The 18,132-nt window shown below is 66.5% G+C and carries 17 protein-coding genes; 12 read left to right on the forward strand and 5 right to left on the reverse strand.

Going from position 1 to position 18,132, the window contains the following annotated elements; translation table 11 throughout:
* Positions 1-14: 14 nt before the first annotated feature.
* The gene (locus HUT07_RS09505) at positions 15-539 is read left to right on the forward strand and encodes a hypothetical protein (protein ID WP_176020747.1); all 525 of its coding nucleotides are present in this window, start codon (positions 15-17) and stop codon (positions 537-539) included.
* Between the two features lie 496 nt (positions 540-1,035).
* Here HUT07_RS09505 and HUT07_RS09510 read toward each other — a convergent pair whose 3' ends face one another.
* Entirely contained in the window at positions 1,036-3,795 is a 2,760-nt protein-coding gene (locus HUT07_RS09510) for an EAL domain-containing protein (protein ID WP_176020748.1), read from the reverse strand.
* 143 nt (positions 3,796-3,938) lie between these two features.
* Between HUT07_RS09510 and HUT07_RS09515 the strand changes: the two genes are divergently transcribed.
* Entirely contained in the window at positions 3,939-6,041 is a 2,103-nt protein-coding gene (locus tag HUT07_RS09515) for a PAS domain-containing sensor histidine kinase (protein ID WP_176020749.1), read from the forward strand.
* Between the two features lie 4 nt (positions 6,042-6,045).
* Positions 6,046-7,821 carry an EAL domain-containing protein gene (locus HUT07_RS09520; RefSeq protein WP_176020750.1) on the forward strand — a complete coding sequence of 592 codons (1,776 nt, stop codon included), beginning with the start codon at positions 6,046-6,048 and terminating at the stop codon, positions 7,819-7,821.
* 93 nt (positions 7,822-7,914) lie between these two features.
* On the opposite strand, the gene HUT07_RS09525 is transcribed toward HUT07_RS09520, so the two are convergent.
* The 4 genes from HUT07_RS09525 to flgA form a co-directional block, all read right to left on the reverse strand.
* The gene (locus HUT07_RS09525; RefSeq protein WP_176020751.1) at positions 7,915-9,132 is read right to left on the reverse strand and encodes an ATP-binding protein; all 1,218 of its coding nucleotides are present in this window, start codon (positions 9,130-9,132) and stop codon (positions 7,915-7,917) included.
* Between the two features lie 91 nt (positions 9,133-9,223).
* Positions 9,224-9,562, reverse strand: coding sequence for a flagella protein (locus HUT07_RS09530; RefSeq protein ID WP_025879114.1), 339 nt, complete (start codon positions 9,560-9,562; stop codon positions 9,224-9,226).
* On the reverse strand, positions 9,559-9,864 hold the full coding sequence (gene flgM / locus HUT07_RS09535) for a flagellar biosynthesis anti-sigma factor FlgM (protein WP_025879113.1): 306 nt from the start codon (positions 9,862-9,864) through the stop codon (positions 9,559-9,561). The genes HUT07_RS09530 and flgM overlap by 4 nt, the downstream gene beginning before the upstream one ends.
* 75 nt (positions 9,865-9,939) lie before the next feature.
* A complete protein-coding gene (flgA, locus tag HUT07_RS09540) occupies positions 9,940-10,596 on the reverse strand; it encodes a flagellar basal body P-ring formation chaperone FlgA (protein WP_176020752.1) in 657 nt (218 codons plus the stop codon).
* Positions 10,597-10,729: 133 nt separating this feature from the next.
* Between flgA and HUT07_RS09545 the strand changes: the two genes are divergently transcribed.
* From HUT07_RS09545 to HUT07_RS09585, 9 genes are all read left to right on the forward strand, one after another.
* On the forward strand, positions 10,730-11,674 hold the full coding sequence (locus HUT07_RS09545) for a chemotaxis protein (protein ID WP_176020753.1): 945 nt from the start codon (positions 10,730-10,732) through the stop codon (positions 11,672-11,674).
* A 159-nt stretch (positions 11,675-11,833) separates the two neighbouring features.
* Positions 11,834-12,229, forward strand: coding sequence for a flagellar basal body rod protein FlgB (flgB, locus tag HUT07_RS09550; RefSeq protein ID WP_089241053.1), 396 nt, complete (start codon positions 11,834-11,836; stop codon positions 12,227-12,229).
* A 3-nt stretch (positions 12,230-12,232) separates the two neighbouring features.
* Positions 12,233-12,640: a flagellar basal body rod protein FlgC gene (gene flgC, locus HUT07_RS09555; RefSeq protein ID WP_176020754.1), complete on the forward strand. Its 408-nt coding sequence runs from the start codon at positions 12,233-12,235 to the stop codon at positions 12,638-12,640.
* A gap of 23 nt (positions 12,641-12,663) precedes the next feature.
* Positions 12,664-13,347: a flagellar hook capping FlgD N-terminal domain-containing protein gene (locus HUT07_RS09560; protein ID WP_176020755.1), complete on the forward strand. Its 684-nt coding sequence runs from the start codon at positions 12,664-12,666 to the stop codon at positions 13,345-13,347.
* A gap of 32 nt (positions 13,348-13,379) precedes the next feature.
* The gene (flgE, locus tag HUT07_RS09565; protein ID WP_032974827.1) at positions 13,380-14,603 is read left to right on the forward strand and encodes a flagellar hook protein FlgE; all 1,224 of its coding nucleotides are present in this window, start codon (positions 13,380-13,382) and stop codon (positions 14,601-14,603) included.
* A 32-nt stretch (positions 14,604-14,635) separates the two neighbouring features.
* Positions 14,636-15,385 carry a flagellar basal body rod protein FlgF gene (locus tag HUT07_RS09570; protein ID WP_099818408.1) on the forward strand — a complete coding sequence of 250 codons (750 nt, stop codon included), beginning with the start codon at positions 14,636-14,638 and terminating at the stop codon, positions 15,383-15,385.
* A 103-nt stretch (positions 15,386-15,488) separates the two neighbouring features.
* Positions 15,489-16,274 carry a flagellar basal-body rod protein FlgG gene (flgG, locus tag HUT07_RS09575; protein ID WP_025879105.1) on the forward strand — a complete coding sequence of 262 codons (786 nt, stop codon included), beginning with the start codon at positions 15,489-15,491 and terminating at the stop codon, positions 16,272-16,274.
* A gap of 22 nt (positions 16,275-16,296) precedes the next feature.
* Positions 16,297-16,989, forward strand: a complete 693-nt coding sequence (gene flgH, locus HUT07_RS09580; protein ID WP_025879104.1) for a flagellar basal body L-ring protein FlgH — start codon at positions 16,297-16,299, stop codon at positions 16,987-16,989.
* An 8-nt stretch (positions 16,990-16,997) separates the two neighbouring features.
* Positions 16,998-18,131, forward strand: a complete 1,134-nt coding sequence (locus tag HUT07_RS09585) for a flagellar basal body P-ring protein FlgI (protein ID WP_240790678.1) — start codon at positions 16,998-17,000, stop codon at positions 18,129-18,131.
* Position 18,132: the final 1 nt, after the last annotated feature.

The raw sequence follows: 18,132 nt of genomic DNA on the forward strand, positions 1-18,132 counted from the left end.
TTCATGGAAGACCGATGGCCATCGCCCTGATCACCCTGCTGCTGGTCGAAGTTCTGCTGCTGGTGATGTGGACGCCGTTCTTCTTCCGTACCGGCATCGTCCTGTTCAACCAGCGTATTGCCGCTACGCCGGCCGAGCTGGCCCAGCTTTCGCTGGCCGGCCTGGAGCATGACCTTCCGACCGATACCTGGCTTCGTCTGGTGTTCCGCGCGCTGCCGGACGGCAGCATCGCCTTTCGCGAGAGCTTCGCACCCAACTTCGGCGGTCGCTACTTTCCGTTGATGCGCGGTCGAGTGATGATCGACGCGCGGTGCCGGGAGGTGCGGGTGGTCGGGCTGTGCAGCTGGTTCGCGCTGGGCCTCACGCTGATGCTGGTGCCGATCATTCTGGTCCGGCCAGCAGCCTGGCCGATGTTGGTGGCCTTGCTGCTGTTCTACATGGGCTACTACATCCAGCTGCGACGCTATGCCAACGTGGTCGAAGCGGTGCGCGCACGGCTGCGCTCCGAATCTCCGCAGCGTTTGGTTGCCGCGCGATAGTAGATCCACGCCATGCGTGGATGATCGCGCGTGCCGGCATCCGTGCCGACCAACGGTCGGCACCCACCATTGCAGGCTCCGGTAGATCCACGCCATGCGTGGATGATCGCGCGTGCAGGCATCCGTGCCGACCAACGGTCGGCACCCACCATTGCAGGCTCCGGTAGATCCACGCCATGCGTGGATGGTCGCGCGTGCCGGCATCCGTGCCGACCAACGGTCGGCACCCACCATTGCGGGTTCCGGTAACTCCACGCCATGCGTGGATGATTGCGCGTGCAGGCATCCGTGCCGACCAACGGTCGGCACCCACCATTGCGGGTTCCGGTAGATCCACGCCATGCGAGGATGATCGCGCGTGCCGGCATCCGTGCCGACCAACGGTCCGCACCCACCATTGCAGGCTCCGGTAGATCCACGCCATGCGTGGATGATCGCGCGTGCGGGCATCACTGCCGACCACGGCCGGCACCCACAGGAGCCGGGCCGCGACGCCTCAGCGCGCCAGCACCACTTCGCTGGCGGCATCGGTTCGCCCTGGCGCGAGGTGCTGCTGGCGAAGCCACTGCGCCAGATCGCGCGGGCTGAGCGGGCGCGAGTACAGGTAGCCCTGGATCTCGTCGCAGCCCTGGCGGCGCAGCATGTCCTCTTCCTGATGCGTTTCCACACCCTCGGCCACCACTTTCATGCCCAGCGCGTGGCCCAGATGGACGATGGCCTGCGTGACTTCCGCCGTACCCGAATCATGCAGCATGCCCTGCACGAAACTGCGGTCGATCTTCAGGCGGCCGACCGGGAAACGGTTGAGGTAGTTGAGATTGGAGAAGCCGGTACCGAAGTCATCCACCGCCAGCGGCACACCGTGCCGTTCAAGCACGTCGAAGCAATGGCGCAGGATGTCGGTGTCACGGATCAGGGCGGACTCGGTCAGCTCCAGCTCCAGCCGTTGCGGCGGCCATCCGTGCGCGTGGCAGATCTCGATCACGCGCTCGGCGAAGCCGCGATCACGCAGCTGCACCGCCGACACGTTCACGGCAATGCGCTCGAAATGCAGGCCGGCACGGTCCCACGCGGCCGCCTGGCGACAGGCTTCGGACAGTACCCAGTCGCCGATGCGGACGATCTCGCCGCACTTTTCGGCGATGGGAATGAACTCTGCCGGGCTGCAGTAGCCGATGCCCGGGCGATGCCAGCGCAGCAGCGCCTCAATCGCCGGCGGCTCGCCGTGATGGGCGTGCAGCAGCGGCTGGTAGGCCAGGCTGAACTCGTCGCGCTCGATGGCGCCGTGCAGACCGTGCTCGATCTCCAGCCGCCGCTGGATCCGCGCCAGCGCGTCCTGGCTGTAGTACTGGTAGGTATTGCGACCCGCTTCCTTGGCCGCGTACATCGCCGCATCGGCTGCGCGCAGCAGGGAATCGAAGTCGGTCTGGCTCTCGCCGAGCATGGCGATGCCCACGCTGGCCCCCACTTTCAAGGTGGTGTCGCCACGGCGTAGCGGCTCGGCCAGCGAATTGATCAGCTTGCGTGCTACGTGCCCAGCGTCTTCCGGCTCGGCCAGGTCGCGCAGCACCACGATGAACTCGTCGCCACTGAAGCGGCCGAACAGGTCGTTGTTGCGCAGGTTCTGGTGCAGCCGGGTCGCGGCGGCCTTCAGCAGCGCATCGCCGGTGGCGTGGCCGAAGCTGTCGTTGATGTTCTTGAAACCGTCCAGGTCGATGAACAGCATGGCCAGCGAGGTGCCGCGATCGCGCGCTTCCTCGATGGCCTCCGATGTCTGCTCGCCCAGCAGGACGCGGTTGGGCAGCCCGGTCAGCAGATCGTAATGGGCCAGCAGCTCGATGCGTTCGTTGGCTTCGCGCTCGCGGGTGATGTCACGGAACAGGACCACAAAGCGCGGCGGCAGGCCATCGCGACGGTCCAGTTCGATCAGCACCTGCACCCAGACGCGCAGACCGGATTGGCGGTAGAAACACAGATCCAGCTGCTCGGGCAGGCCGCCACCGGCAATGCGCCCCAAGGCCGCTTCAAAGGCTGCACGCGAATCTTCGGCATACAGCGCGAGCGCCTGGTCGAGGGTGATCGGCTCCTTGCGCAGGCCATGGATGCGGTAGCACTCCTCGGTCCATTGCATGTTGCGCGTGGCAACTTCGATCTCGCAGCCGCCGATGCGGCCCAGCGCGGACACGCGGTTCAGCAGCTCGGTGCGCCAGCGGATGAGGGCGTCGGTCTGGTGCTGCTCGGTGATGTTCTGCACCTGCCCCAGCAGGCGCTTGGGCTGCCCATCCATGTCCAGCAACGGTTGCATCCACAACCGTAGATGCTGCGAAGGCTCGGTGCCGCGGGTCAGTTCCAGTTCGATGTTGGCGGCCCGGCCATCACGCCACAGGCGGCGCCAGGCAGCGCGCAGTGCGCCGCGCGAGCGGGGGTGCAGCTGCTTGAGCCAGCGCCGCTGCCCAGGAATGCTGCCTTGCTGCAACGCCAGCAGCGAGCTCAGCTCCGGCGACCACCAGAACTGGCGGCTGTGCGGATCGAACGACCAGCTGCCCATGCTGGCGATGCGCTGGGCTTCGCGCAGATGCAGCTGTTGCTCCTGCAGCATCGCTTCCAGCTGCTTCTGCTGCTCGATGTCGGTATGGGTGCCGACCATGCGCAGCGGCTGGCCATCGGCGGTACGCGCCACCACCCGGCCACGATCCAGCACCCATCGCCATTGGCCATCGGCCTGGCGGAAACGGAACTGGGCGCTGTACTGCTCACTGTCGCCGCGCAGGTGTTCATCCAGTGCGGCGCGCACCTGGGCGATATCGTCAATATGCACGCGCGCCAGCATCTGGGCGGCGGTTTCCTCGCCCAGCGCGGGTGTGCGCGCTACGCGGTCGCTGGGGATGTCCCAGTCCCACAGGCTGTGGCCGGCGCTGTCCAGTGCAAGTTCCCAGCGACCGCCGCCGTCAACCGGAACCGGCTCGGGCACGCTGAGGGTGAAGGCAAGCAGGTTGCCACTGCCGTCATGCACGGCACGCAGGTGGCCATCATAGTGACCCCGTGGGCCGCCCGGCAGCGTGCAGGCGACGATGCCGCCGTCGGCGGCCAGCAGGCGCAGATCTTCCAGCATCGGCGCGTAGGCGGCCACCGTGGCCGGCAGGCCATGCTCGCGCGCGGCTGGATTGGCCGCGAGCGGGCGACCACTACGGTCGACGATGACCAGCGCCGAGGCGAGCGGGTGCTGCAGCAGGCTGGCGATGATCCCTTGGTCCACGCGATCTTGCTCCGGATGAAACGCCCGACAGCGGGGCACGAAGTGGTTAACGGCGCCTGCGGCGGATAATTGAGTGGCCAGGGCACACCTGCGCGGTAAGATGACCGGCACCCCTCTTCCCTGCCCGCCCCCTTGCCCTGTCCATGCCCGTAGAACCGACCGGCACCGCCCCTGTTCCCGACCCGCGGATGGCGCAGGCGCTGGGTCGCGACCGTCGGCGCGTGGTGCTGAGCTACCTGGCGATGGCGCTGGCCTGGATGATCGCCAGCGACGGCGCGGTAACGGCCCTGGTGCCCGACCCGCAGCAGGCAGCACTCTGGCAGAGCGTGAAAGGCGCATTCTTTGCGCTGGCCAGCGCGGGCCTGCTGTACCTGCTGTTGCGGCCGCTGGCCGAGCACGTGCTGCACACCCACGCCCGCCTGCAGGCCTCCGAGCTGCGGCTGCGGCAGATGTTCGAGGGCAACCCCGGCCCGATCCTTGTCTATGACCTGGACACCCTGGCCATCCTCGATGCCAACCCGGCCGCCTGCAGCACCTTCGGCTGGGAACGCGACGCGCTCCTGGCACAGACCATCGACGTGCTCTGGCCGCCCGGCCAGGACCAGGCGTTGCAGACCAAGCTGGAAGAGATCCGCGAGGCACCCGAGCAGCTGTGCATCCTGCGCACGCAGTTGCAGCTGCGCGATGGCAGCCTGCGACAGATGGAGCTGCGCTCGAACGCGATCGACTACGACGGACACACGGCGCGCCTGCTGATCGCCATCGATCGTACCGCCGAAGACCTGGCCCAGCTGCGCCGCGACCAGGCATTGGCCCGCGTCGAAGAAGCCCATGAGCTGGCCCGCATCGGCGCATGGGAGCTGGACCCGGCCTCCGGCCAGGGCCGCTACTCCAACCAGGTCTATCGTCTGCTGGGCCGTCGCCCGCCCGAGGCGCGACGCTGGCACCGTTTCGACGAACTGCTGGTGGCAGCTGACCCGGCCACCGCCGCACAGACCGATCAGGTGCTGGCCGAGCTGTGCTCCGGGGAACAGGTGCAGCTGGATGTGCTGCTGCCGGTACTGGCAATGGATGGCCGCGCGCTGATGGTGCACCTGCGCGCAGCCAGCGGCGTGGATGAGGCCGGCCGGGACCGGATCCTGGGCACCCTGCAGGACGTGACCGAGCGTGAGCAGTCGCGGCGCCTGCTGCGCGAACGCGAAGAACAGTTCCGCGAGCTGGTGCGGGTGTTGCCCGATGGCGTGGTGATCCTGTCCGACGAACATGTGCTGTATGCCAATGCGTGGGCAGCCAGCCTGTTCGGCTACGGCAGCCACACACTGCTGGGCGAGCCGCTGTCGGCCCTGGTGGCAGGCGCCGACCTGGCCCGCACGCGCGCGCAGCTACGTGCCGGGCAACCCCAGCACAGCCCCGGCCACAGCAGCGTGGTGGCCATGCAGCGCGCCGATGGCCGCAGCTTCCAGGCCGGCCTTGCAGTAGGCGACGTGCGCTACGGCGGGCGTGACTGCAAGCTGCTGATCGTGCGCGACCTGAGCGAATCGGAACAGACCCGCAGCGCGCTGGAGACCAGCAACCGCGAGTTGCAGGCAATGGCCGGCCGCTTGTTCTCGCTGCAGGAAGATGAGCGCCGGGCCATCTCGCGCGACCTGCACGATGACATCGGCCAGGCGATCACCGCGATCAAGCTTTCGGCCTATGCGGCGCAGGACGAGGACGACGCGCAACGGCGCGGCGAGGACCTGGCGCAGATCGTCAGCCTGGCCGATACCACCGTCGCCAAGCTGCGCGACATCTCCACCCTGCTGCGGCCACCACAGCTGGATGCACTGGGCCTGGAGGCGGCATTGAGCTGGCAGGCGCGCGTGCTGTTCCGCTCGTCCTCCGTCGAGCTGCAGGCCGAGATCGAATCGCTGCCTACGCGCCCGGACAACAGCATCGAACAGGCCTGCTTCCGCATCGCCCAGGAAAGCCTGACCAACGTGCTGCGCCACGCGCGCGCCAGCCAGGTGGTGCTGCAGCTGCGCGACGTCGACCAGCGCGGCCTGCACCTGATGATCCGTGACGACGGCGAAGGCTTCGACCCGGATGGCCCGCGCGGCCTGGGCCTGATCGTGATGCGCGAGCGTGCGCAGAGTGTGGGCGGCCACGTGCGGATCGAGTCGGCGCATGGCGCCGGTACCCTCGTCGATGTCCACCTTCCTTACCAGGCCGCTGTTACCGCGGCCGTAGAGTCAGCGGAATACTGAGCCCATGTGGAACCCCAACCTGCCCCCGGTCAGCATCGATGACGCGCCTGATCGACTCGGCGCCGGCAATCCCGAGCTGCAGGCGATGGTCGCCGAAGCCGCTTCCGGTGGCACCGCGCTGATGCTGATGCACGTGGACATCGACCACTTCGCCTCGGTCAACGAGAACATGAGCGCGGAGGTGGGTGACCAGGCACTCGTGTTGGTCGCCCAGCGCCTTCAGTCCTACCTGCGCGGTCGCGGCAAGCTGTGGCGACACGGCAGCGATGAATTCCTGATCGCCGTGCCGCGCACCGCTGACCTGCCACTGGCCGAGGATTTCGCCGAAGAGATCCGCCAGCAGATGGAGCTGCCCCTCTCGGTACTGCCCTATACGCTGTTCATGACCGGCAAGCTGGGCGTGAGCCTGTGCCCGGAGCACGCCAGCAACGCCTCGCGCCTGCTCGACCATGCCGAGGACGCCCTCTACCAGGCGGCCCGCGAAGGCGGCAATGCGGTGCGCATCCATGCGGTGGACACGCCACCGAGCGCGCACAGCGAGAGCATCATCGCGCGACAGATCGTTGATGCCATTCCCAACGGCGAACTGAAGCTGCGCTACCAGCCGCTGGTGAGCGCACGCGATGGCCATGTGGTGGGCATGGAAGCGCTGCTGCGCTGGCAGTCGCCCACCCTGGGCATGCTGGTGCCGGAACGCTTCATGCGCACCGCCGAGCGCTTGGGCATCATCGTGCAGATCGGCACGTGGGTGCTTGAAGGCGCGTTGAAGCAGGCCAGGCTGTGGCGCGACCAGGGCTTCGATGACTTCACCATTGCGGTGAATGTCTCGACCCTGCAGCTGCTGCGGCCGAACTTCTTTGCCGAAGTGATGGGCGTGATCCAGGCCTCTGGCGTGCCGGCACAGATGCTGACGCTGGAGATCAACGAAAGCGCCCTGACCAACAACGTCAACTTCGTCCACGAAACGCTGGCCAACCTGCGCAACGAAGGCATCAGCCTGAGCCTGGACAACTTCGGCACCGGCGATTCGAGCCTGAGTGCGCTGGTGCGTTACCCGGTGGACAAGCTGAAGATCGACCGCAGCTTCATCAAGAGCGCACCGGCGGGCAATCGTGAAGCCGCCATCGCCCGCGCGATCATTGCGATGGGCCACCAGCTGGGCATGACGGTGATCGCCAACGGCGTGGAGTCGCAGGCGCAGCTGGGCTTCCTGCGCCGCAACGACTGCGATGTGTTCCAGGGCTATCTGTTCGGCGAGCCGATGTCGGCCGATGCCGCCGGCATGACCCTGCGCCGCCGCTACCTGCGCCCGGAAGCGTTCGCCGAAACCCGGCCGGATCGTACGCTGCTGCTGCTGGACGACGAGGAGAACGTGCTGCGTTCGCTGGTGCGCCTGTTCCGCCGCGATGGTTACCGCATCCTGGCGGCAGGTAACGTGCGCGATGCGTTCGACCTGCTGGCGATCAACGACGTGCAGGTGATCCTGTCCGACCAGCGCATGAGCGACATGAGCGGCACCGAGTTCCTGGGCCGGGTGAAGATGCTGTACCCGGACACGATCCGCCTGGTGCTGTCCGGCTACACCGACTTGAACACGGTGACCGACGCCATCAACCGGGGGGCGATCTATCGATTCCTGACCAAGCCGTGGAACGACGACGAGCTGCGCAAGCACATCCACCAGGCGTTCCGTACGTATGAGGAACAGCGGCGCAGCAACGGCGGGCAGCTCGCCGCCGAGTCGGCGGACGGCGGCGAGGATCGTTCACCGCTGCGCTGACCCTGCACGAGGTAGTGCCGGCCGCTGGCCGGTAACTGCAGGGTATTGAGGTCCACAGGGTTGCCGGCCAGCGGCCGGCATTACCACAATCCTTTACCGGGGCTGCTTGATCGGCAGCACCAGGCGGAAGCGCGAGCCGACGCCCGGGGTGCTGTCCAGGTCGATGCGGCCGTGGTGCTTGTTGATGATGCTGTAGGAAATCGACAGGCCCAGGCCGGTGCCACTGCCCACCGGCTTGGTGGTGAAGAACGGATCGAAGATACGCTGGCGCAGTTCCGGCGAAATGCCACCGCCGGTGTCTTCGAACTCGACCCACACCGTATCGCCATCCACGCCGGTACGCACGGTGATCGTGCCGCGCTCGGCAATGGCGTGACCGGCGTTGAGCAGCAGGTTCATGTAGACCTGGTTCAACTCCGACGGCAGGCACTCCACAAGCGGCAGCTGGCCGAACTCGCGCACCAGGTGCACCTTGTACTTGAGCTCGTTCCAGATGATGTTGATGGTCGATTCAAGGCCGGAATGCAGGTCGACCAGCTTCCACGACTCGTCGCGGCCGGAATAGGAGAAGTCCTTCAGGTCGCGCACGATGCGGGTGACCCGCTCGATGCCTTCGCGCGATTCGGCCATCAGCTGCGGCAGATCGCGGCTGATGAAATCGATATCCAGGCGGTCACGGATATCGTCGATTTCCGGAATCAACGCCTTCGGGTCGGGCGCACGCAGGGCACGTTCGTAGGCTTCGATCACCGTGAACAGACTGCGCAGGTATTCCTGCAGGCTGCCCAGGTTGGAATGCACGTAGCCGATCGGGTTGTTGATCTCATGGGCCACGCCGGCGGCAAGCTGGCCGATGGACGCCATCTTCTCCGACTGCAGCAGCTTTTCCTGGGTGCCGTTCAAGCGCAGGTACGCCTGGCGCAGTTCGGCATGGCGCTGCTGCAGTTCGCGCTCGTAGTCTTCCTGGCCTTCGATATGGCGGAACAATGCCAGGTAGTGCCCCGAGCCGGGTTCGCCATGGAAGTACAGATGGGCGATGACCACGCCCTCCCCCAGCGGCAGGCTGCCGTTCCAGTGGCCGTGCTGGCGCGCATGTTCGAGCGCATCCGGCGGCAGCAGCTCGCGCAGTCGCTGGGGCGCCGGCAGGGCGCCTTCGTCGCTGCCCAGCAGGCTCTGTGCGGCCGGGTTGGCCAGGGCCACCTGGCCATCTTCGGTGAACAGCAGCAAGCCCTCGCGCAGGCGCTCAAGCAGGGCCTGCAACACCGGTTGCGGCGGAAGGGGGGCGGTAACCAGGACGTTGGCGGCGGACACGGCGACTCGAGGCGATCAAACAGGCGCCCAATATACGCGCTCGTGCGGCGGCCGACAGCCGCCATCGGGCGGCCGACCGACCGCCGGCCTGTCAGGCGACGGCGAGTGGCCGCCGCGCGGTGACGGTGTGCGACTGGCCCTTGGCATCGTACGCCGAGGACTCCTCGGTGCGGCCCATCTGGCGCAGTGCCCAGTTGACCTCGCGCCGGCGCCGCGACAGCAGCACGCCGTTGGCGCGATTGCGTTCGGCCAGTTCCTGCAGCTGCTCGCCCTCGCCCACCGGTGGCGCGCCTTCCAGCGCACGCAGCGCTTCCAGCTTCGCGCCGGTGGCACGGATCAAGGCGTGCACGTCGTGCTCGACCAGGGCCTGGCGTTCAACGTCCAAGGCCTGGGCAAGGCGCTGCAGCGGCTCGCTCATCGCCGCGGTCATCCTTGCAGCTGCTGGTCCAGTTCAAGCATGCGCGAAGCGATCGCGTCCGGATTGATCTTGTAGGTGCCGTTCTGCAGCGATTCGCGCACCGCTGCAACACGCTGGGCGTCGATCGCCGGGGCGGTGCTCAGCTCACGCTCGATGGCCTGCAGGTTGGTGGCTTCGCCGGTCAGGCGCAGGCTGTCGGCCGCCTCGACTGGACGTGCCGCCGAATCGGTGCTGACGCCGGGCTTGGCGGCCGGAGTGGTCACGCTGCGCAGTGCCTGGGGGACCTGCAGGTTGCCGTCGATTTTCTGGCTCATGGGGTGTCCTGGAGTTGCCGTACACAAGGGATAACGGCCGCAGGGCCGTGATCTTTAGGGGAATTCTGCATTATTTCAACGCGCCACGATTACGTCACCGGCCGCGTCCACCGTGCCCTGCACGATACGGCGCGAGGACAGGTTTTCCACTGAGACGCGTTCGTTCTGGCCGGCATCACCCAGTGCGCGCCCGGCAATGCGGACCTCGACTGAACCACGCCGCGATACCAGTGCCACACTGTCTCCTCGCTTGATGAGACGCTGGGCGACCAGATCGTTGCTGGACAACAGGGTTCCCGCCGGCAACGGCCGACGGGCGATGCGACCGATCGCTGCCGCAGGATCGGCCAGCACTGCGCCGGCAATCCGTGCCGCGTCACGCTGGGCAGTACTGATATCGGCGGCGGCAATGGATTCTCCAGTGCCAATACCACGGGTCAGCACCAGCACCGTCTGGTTGCGACGCACCTTCACCGGCACGAACAGGCGCCAGCCACCGGCATCGGGGCAGCTGACTTCCACCGTGGTGGTAGCGGTGGGCTGCACCTGCAATGCGCCGCCACACTTTGGAAGGCGCAGCGCATCGGCGACGACGGCCTCACCTTCGGTGCCAGCCGCGAGGGTCGACAGCGCAGCAGCACGGATGCTGGCGACCGGTTGCCAGTCGGCAGCGGTCGCCCACGGCGCGGCCACGGCCAGTGCAATGGCAAGGAAACAAGCAACACGGCGCATGGCGCCTCCTGTCGGTAAGACCTGGCCCAGACGCGTGCAAGCTGCGTGCCACTGGCAATGGGCGGAACTCTCCCATTCCTGGCCCTGCACACAGGCCCTCAAGTTCCGCCCTGCCCGCGCCGATACAGCAGCCATGTCCCATGACCTGCTCAACCGGATCGACCAGCGAACCCGACTGGCCGGCCACAATCGCCTGGCGCTGCTGCTGTTCCGCCTCGGCGGACGTCAGCTTTTTGGCGTCAACGTCTTCAAGGTGCAGGAAGTACTGCGCCGCCCGGAACTGTTCCAGGTACCCGGTCTGCCCGGCCAGTTTGCCGGCGTGGCCGATGTGCGCGGCCGCTCGGTACCGGTGCTGGACCTGGGCCTGGCCATCGGCCACCCCGAGCGCGAGCCGGATGCGGACACCGCCCCCGGTTACCTGGTCGTGACTGAGTTCAATCGCTCGATCCAGGGCTTCCTGGTCAGTGGCGTGGAGCGCATCGTCAACATCGCGGTGGAAGACATCCACCCGCCGCCGGAACTGGGGGCGGAGTCCAGCTACCTGACCGCGGTGACCCGCTTCCAGGGCGAGCTGATCCAGGTGATCGACGTGGAAAGCGTACTGGCCGATATCGCCCAGGTCCGCAGTGAAGCAGTGCTCGACCCGGCCATGGCGATGCCCGCCGATGCCCCGCAACTGCAGGTGCTGGTGGTGGATGATTCGCGGGTGGCCCGTCAACAGATCCGCAGCGTGCTGGACCAGCTGGGCGTGGGTGCGACCCTGCTCTCGGACGGCAAGCAGGCGCTGGACCATCTGCTGCAGATTCACGCTTCGGGTGAAAACCCGGCCGATCGCTACGCCATGGTGATCTCCGACATCGAGATGCCGGCGATGGACGGCTACACGCTGACGACGGAAATCCGGCGGCACGCTGGCCTGTCTGGGCTGTACGTGCTGCTGCACACCTCCCTGTCGGGCGTATTCAACAATGCGATGGTGGAGCGCGTGGGCGCCAACGCCTTCGTCGCCAAGTACTCACCGCACGAGCTGGCCGACTTCGTGCTGGACCGCCTGCGCAAGGTGGCAATGGCGGCGTAAGGCCGCCTCACGGGTCTCCGCCGGGCATGGCCCGGCGCTACCAGACACCTGCCCCGACCCACGGTAGCGCCGGGCCATGCCCGGCGAGCGCGCCGTTGCGCACCACGGTTTGGCACACCGCTTGCAGCTTCCCGGGCAACGTTCCCGTGGGAGTGCACCGTGCGCAACCTGATTACCGACTACCTGGGCGTCCATGCCCAGGCCATGCCGTTGCGCGAACAGCGGATGAAGCTGATCGCCAGCAATCTCGGCAATGCCGACACTCCCGGCTATAAAGCCCAGGACCTGGACTTCGATTCCGCCCTGCGCCATGCCCAGGGGCTGGATGCCAACGGCCTGATGACCACCACCAACGAGCAGCACTACGAAATCAGTAGTGGCCTCAATCCGTTCCAGGTGGCCCGCGAGGGCGTGCAGCCCAGCATCGACGGCAACACCGTCGACCCCGATGCCGAACGCGCCGCCTATGGCCGCGCCGCGCTGGAATACCGCGCCTCGCTGAGCTTCGTCGAAAGCAAGGTGCGTTCCATGCTCACCGCGATCACGGGGCAATAAGCCATGAGCAACCTGCCGATCTTCGACATCGCCGGCTCCGCGCTGCAGGCGCAGTCGGTGCGCATGAGCACCATCGCCTCCAACCTGTCCAACGCCGACAGCATCGCCGGCTCCGCCGACGCGGTGTACAAGCCGCTGGAACCGATCTTCCAAGCGGTCACCAGCAAGACCGATCCGAACATCACCTCGGTGCAGGTCAAGGAGATCACCCAGAGCAACGCGGCGCCGATCAAGCGCTACGAGCCGGGCCATCCGCTGGCCGACGGCGAGGGCTACATCTACCAGCCCGACGTCGATCCGGTGGCGCAGATGGTCAATCTGATTTCCACCTCGCGCAATTACCAGGCCGGCGTGGAGATGTTGACCACCGCCAAGGAACTGGCCCTGGCCACCCTGACCATGGGCCGCTGAGGCCCGCTGCACCGGACACCGCCATGACCACTGCCGTCAACAACCAGACCAACCAGGACGTCTACGCCGCACTCGGCCTGAACGCCCCCAACAGCAACGCCACCAAGAAGAAGAACACGCTGGACCAGGCCGATTTCCTGCGCCTGATGACCGAGCAGCTGCAGCACCAGGATCCGCTGAAGCCGATGGACAACACGCAGATGGTCTCGCAGATGGCGCAGATGTCGACCGTGCAGGGCATCACCGATCTGAACAAGTCGGTGAAGGGCTTCCAGGAGTCGATGGCCAGCGACCAGGTGCTGCGCGGCGCGGCGCTGGTCGGCCACCAGGTGCTGGTGCCTTCGGAAAAACTGGTACTGGAAAAGGAAGGCTCGGTGGAAGGCACGGTTGCCGCACCGGCAGCCGGCATCGTCACCGTGGACGTCACCGACGCCAACGGCGCCAAGGTCACTTCGATCAGCGTGGAAGCCAAGGCGGCCGGCGAGACCGCGTTCACCTGGGATGGCAAGGATGCCAACGGCAAGCGCATGGAGCCGGGCAAGTACAACATCGTCGCCAACCACGTCGACACCGCCGGCAAGAGCACCAAGCTGTCCACCTTCGTGCAGGCACCGGTGGAAAGCGTGACCGTCGGTTCCGACGGCCTCTACCTGAATCTCAAGGGCCTGGGCACGGCCCCTCTCGACTACGTGCTCCGCGTCAGCTGAGCCGCACCCACCGCATCCAACAGGAGCATCCCATGGGCTTCAACATTTCCCTGTCCGGCATCAACGCTGCCAACTCGGACCTGAGTGTCACCGCCAACAACGTGGCCAACGTCAACACCACCGGCTTCAAGCAGTCGCGCGCGGAATTCGCCGACCTGTTCGCCGCCACCAGCTACGGCCTGTCCAAGAACGCGATCGGTTCGGGCGTGCGCGTGTCCAACGTCGCCCAGCAGTTCATCCAGGGCAACAACGAGCAGACCGGCCGCAGCCTGGACATGGCCATTTCCGGTGAGGGCTTCTTCACCATGAACATGAACGGTGCACGCGTGTACTCGCGCGCCGGCAATTTCCAGACCGATGCCGCCGGCTACGTGGTCAACCCGCAGGGCGCACGCCTGCAGGTATTCGCACCCAACGCCGACGGCACCAACTTCGACGCCGGCCGCCTGGTCGACCTGCAGCTGCTGACCACCGACAGCCCGCCCAAGCAGACCAGCGAAGTCAAGGTCGGCTTCACCCTGCCCGGCAATGCCAAGCAGCCGACGGTGACCACCTTCGACCCGACCAACTCCAACAGCTACAGCCACTCCAGCGGCGGCATCACCGTGTATGACTCGCTGGGCGTCAGCCATACCCAGGTGTCCTACTTCGTGAAGGAAGCGGCCACCAACGCCTGGACGGTGCACAACTACGTCGATGGCCAGCCGGCCGGCACGCCGACCCCGCTGACCTTCGACAACGCCGGCAAGCTGACCGCGCCGGCCAACGGCAAGATCAGCCTGGGCACCTTCACCCCGACCACCGGTGCCGGCGTGCTGAACATGACGCTGGACGTGAGCGGCTCGACCCAGTACGGCGAGAAGTTCGCCCTGCGCAACACCCAGCAGGACGGCTACGCGGCCGGCAAGCTCAATGAGATCACCGTTTCGGAAACCGGCGTGGTGTTCGCCCGCTATTCCAACGGCGACGACAAGCCGCTGGGCCAGGTGGCATTGACCAGCTTCAACAACCCGCAGGGCCTGGAACAGAAGGGCAACAACCTGTGGGTGGAGACCTTCGATTCAGGCACGCCGCGCACCGGCGCCGCCGATACCTCCAACCTCGGCAAGATCCAGGCCGGTTCGCTGGAATCGTCCACCGTCGACCTGACCGAACAGCTGGTCAACATGATCACCGCGCAGCGCAACTTCCAGGCCAACGCGCAGATGATCACGACCCAGGACCAGATCACCCAGACCGTCATCAACATCCGTTGATGACCTGCTGACCCTGTCACGGAACTCCCCGCATGGATAAAGCCCTTTACGTGGCGATGACCGGTGCCCGCGCCTCCCTGCAGGCGCAGGGAACGCTCAGCCACAACCTCGCCAACTCGGATACTCCCGGCTTCAAGGAAGCGCTGGCCAATACCGAAGCCTTCCCGATCCGTGGCCCGGGCTTTGCCTCGCGGGTGGATGCGCTGCACGTCGATGCCGGCTTCAACCGCACGGCCGGCGCGCAGCACATCACCGGCAAGCCACTGGACCTGTCGTTGCAGACCGGCACCTGGCTGGCCGTGCAGTCCACCGATGGCAGCGAGGCGTACACCCGTGGCGCCGCGCTGTCGGTGACGCCGAACGGCCAGCTGGTGACCTCCAGCGGCCGTCCGGTGCTGGACGACAACAACAATCCGATCGCGATCCCGCCCTACCAGGCAATGGAGATCGGCAACGACGGCACGATCTCGATCATCCCGCAGGGCGAAGGCCCGCAGACGATGGCGATGATCGGCCGGATCAAGGTGGTGCAGGCGCCGGACGAACGCCTCGAACGCGGCCTGGATGGCCTGTTCCGCAATACCGATCCGCTGCAGCCGTTCGCCCAGGCACAGGGCACGGCGGTGCACAGCGGCCAGCTGGAAGGCAGCAACGTCGATGCCGCCGGTGCGCTGGTGCAGATGATCCAGCTGCAGCGCCAATACGAAATGCAGGTGCAGGTGATCAAGCACGGCGATGACAACGCGCGCAGCGCCAACAGCCTGTTGCGCCTGGGCAGCTGACGGAATTCCGGCACCGGCCTGCGCCGGTGCTGGCACGCCGCTTGCACTCCCTACCCCATGGGCCGCATCGCGCGGCCGGCTTCACCCAGACAGGACTCCGAAGATGAACCAGGCATTGTGGATCGCGAAAACCGGACTGGATGCGCAGCAGATGCGCATGTCGGTGGTTTCCAACAACCTCGCCAACACCAACACCACCGGCTTCAAGCAGGACCGCGCCAGCTTCGAGGACCTGTTGTACCAGCAGGTGCGCCAGCCCGGCGGTTCGTCTTCGGCACAGACCCAGCTGCCCACCGGCCTGCAGATCGGCACCGGCGTGCGCGTGGTGGCCACCGCCAAGAACTTCGAGCAGGGCAGCCAGCAGCAGACCGGCCGCGCGCTTGATGTGATGGTCAACGGCCGCGGCTTCTTCGAAGTGCAGATGCCCGACGGCAGCTCGGCCTACACCCGCGACGGCTCGTTCAAGATCAACCAGGACAGTGAGCTGGTCACCAACAGCGGCTACCCGGTGCAGCCGGGCATCCAGATTCCAGAAGGCGCGCAGTCGGTCACCATCGGTACCGACGGCACCATCAGCGTGAAGATGGCTGACGGTGCGGCATCGGTGGAAGTCGGTGCGCTGACCCTGACCGATTTCGTCAATCCGGCGGGCCTGCAGGCGCGTGGCGAAAACCTGTTCCTGGAAACCACGGCCTCCGGCCCGGCACAGAACGGCAACCCCGGCCTGAACGGCCTGGGCACCGTGGTGCAGGGTGCGCTGGAAGGCAGCAACGTGAACGTGGTGGAAGAGCTGGTGTCGATGATCGAAACCCAGCGCGCCTACGAAATGAACGCCAAGGCGATCTCGACCACCGACTCGATGCTCGGCTACCTCAGCAACAAGCTCTGACCGCCCTCACCGGGAAACTGCCATGTCGCCCCTTTCTTCCTTCGCCCGTACTGCCCTCGCCTGCGCCGTGGCCGCCCTGCTCGGTGGCTGCGTGATCGCGGGCGACGTGCGCCCCTATCCGACAATGGCGCCGTTGCAGCCGATCATGCCGCCGCAGGCCGAACCGACCGCGGGCGCGATCTACGCCGCCGGCCCGACCCTGCAGCTGTACTCGGACCGGCGTGCGCGCGATGTCGGCGACCTGCTGACCATCACGCTGCTGGAAAACACCACCGCGCAGACCAGCGCCAACACCGCCACCAACAAGGAATCGAACCTGAGCCTCGGCACGCCGTCGATTCTCGGTGCACCGGTCACCCTGGGCGGCAAGGACATCCTGAGTGCAACGGCCAAGGGTGCGCGCGACTTCACCGGCAAGGGCAACAGCGCGCAGAGCAACCGGCTGCAGGGCAACGTGACCGTGACCGTGGTGCAGCGCCTGCCCAACGGCAACCTGGTGGTGCAGGGGCAGAAGAACCTGCGCCTGAACCAGGGCGACGAACTTGTGCAGGTACAGGGCATCGTGCGCCCCGGCGACATCAGCGCGGACAACACCGTGCCCTCCAGCCGCGTGGCTGAAGCGCGCATCGTCTATGGCGGCCGCGGCCCTGTCGCGCAGTCCAACGCGATGGGTTGGTTGAGTCGCTTCTTCAACTCCGGCCTGACGCCGTTCTGAGTATGGCCATGAAGATTTCATTCCGATATTTCCTGCAGCGACGCATGGCGTCGCTCTACTGCTTGGTCCTGCTGCTGATGGTGATGGCCCCCGCCAGCGCCGAGCGCATCAAGGACCTGGCCCAGGTGGGCGGCGTGCGTGGCAATGCGCTGGTGGGCTATGGCCTGGTGGTCGGCCTGGATGGCAGCGGTGACCGCACCAGCCAGGCACCCTTCACCGTGCAGAGCCTGAAGAATCTGCTGGGCGAGCTGGGCGTCAACGTGCCGGCCAACGTCAACCCGCAGCTGAAGAACGTCGCAGCCGTGGCCATCCATGCCGAGCTGCCGCCGTTCGCCAAACCCGGCCAGCCGATCGACATCACCGTGTCCTCCATTGGCAACGCGGTGTCGCTGCGTGGTGGCTCGCTGCTGATGGCGCCGTTGCGTGGTGCTGATGGCCAGGTCTATGCGATTGCCCAGGGCAACCTGATCGTCGGCGGCTTCGGTGCGCAGGGCAAGGACGGTTCGCGCGTCTCGGTGAACGTGCCCAGCGTCGGCCGCATTCCCAACGGTGCGACCGTTGAACGCGCCCTGCCCGATGTATTCGGTGCCAGCGGCGAGATCACCCTGAACCTGCACAACAGCGACTTCACCACCATCTCGCGGATGGTGGGTGCACTCAACAATGCCTTCGGCGAGGGCTCGGCCCGCGCGGTGGACGGTGGCACGGTTGCCGTGCGTGCGCCGACCGATGCCGGAGCGCGCATCGGCCTGCTGGCCCGCATCGAGAACCTGGAACTGACCCCTGGCGCCGCACCGGCCAAGGTGGTGGTCAATTCGCGTACCGGCACCGTGGTGATCGGCCAGCAGGTACGGGTCGGCCCGGCCGCGATCTCGCACGGTTCGTTGACGGTGACCATCCAGGAAAACACCAACGTCAGCCAGCCCAACGCCTTTGCCGGTGGCCAGACCGTGGCCACGCCGCAGTCGACCATCACCGCCACCAACGACGGCAGCCGCATGTTCAAGTTCAATGGCGGTACCACCCTGGACGAGATCGTGCATGCGGTGAATGCCGTTGGCGCGGCACCGGGCGACCTGATCGCGATCCTGGAAGCACTGAAGCAGGCCGGTGCGCTGAGCGCCGAGCTCGAGGTGATCTGAC

Origin of the sequence: Stenotrophomonas sp. NA06056, from assembly GCF_013364355.1 — a bacterium.
In the GTDB taxonomy this organism is placed as follows: Bacteria; Pseudomonadota; Gammaproteobacteria; order Xanthomonadales; family Xanthomonadaceae; genus Stenotrophomonas.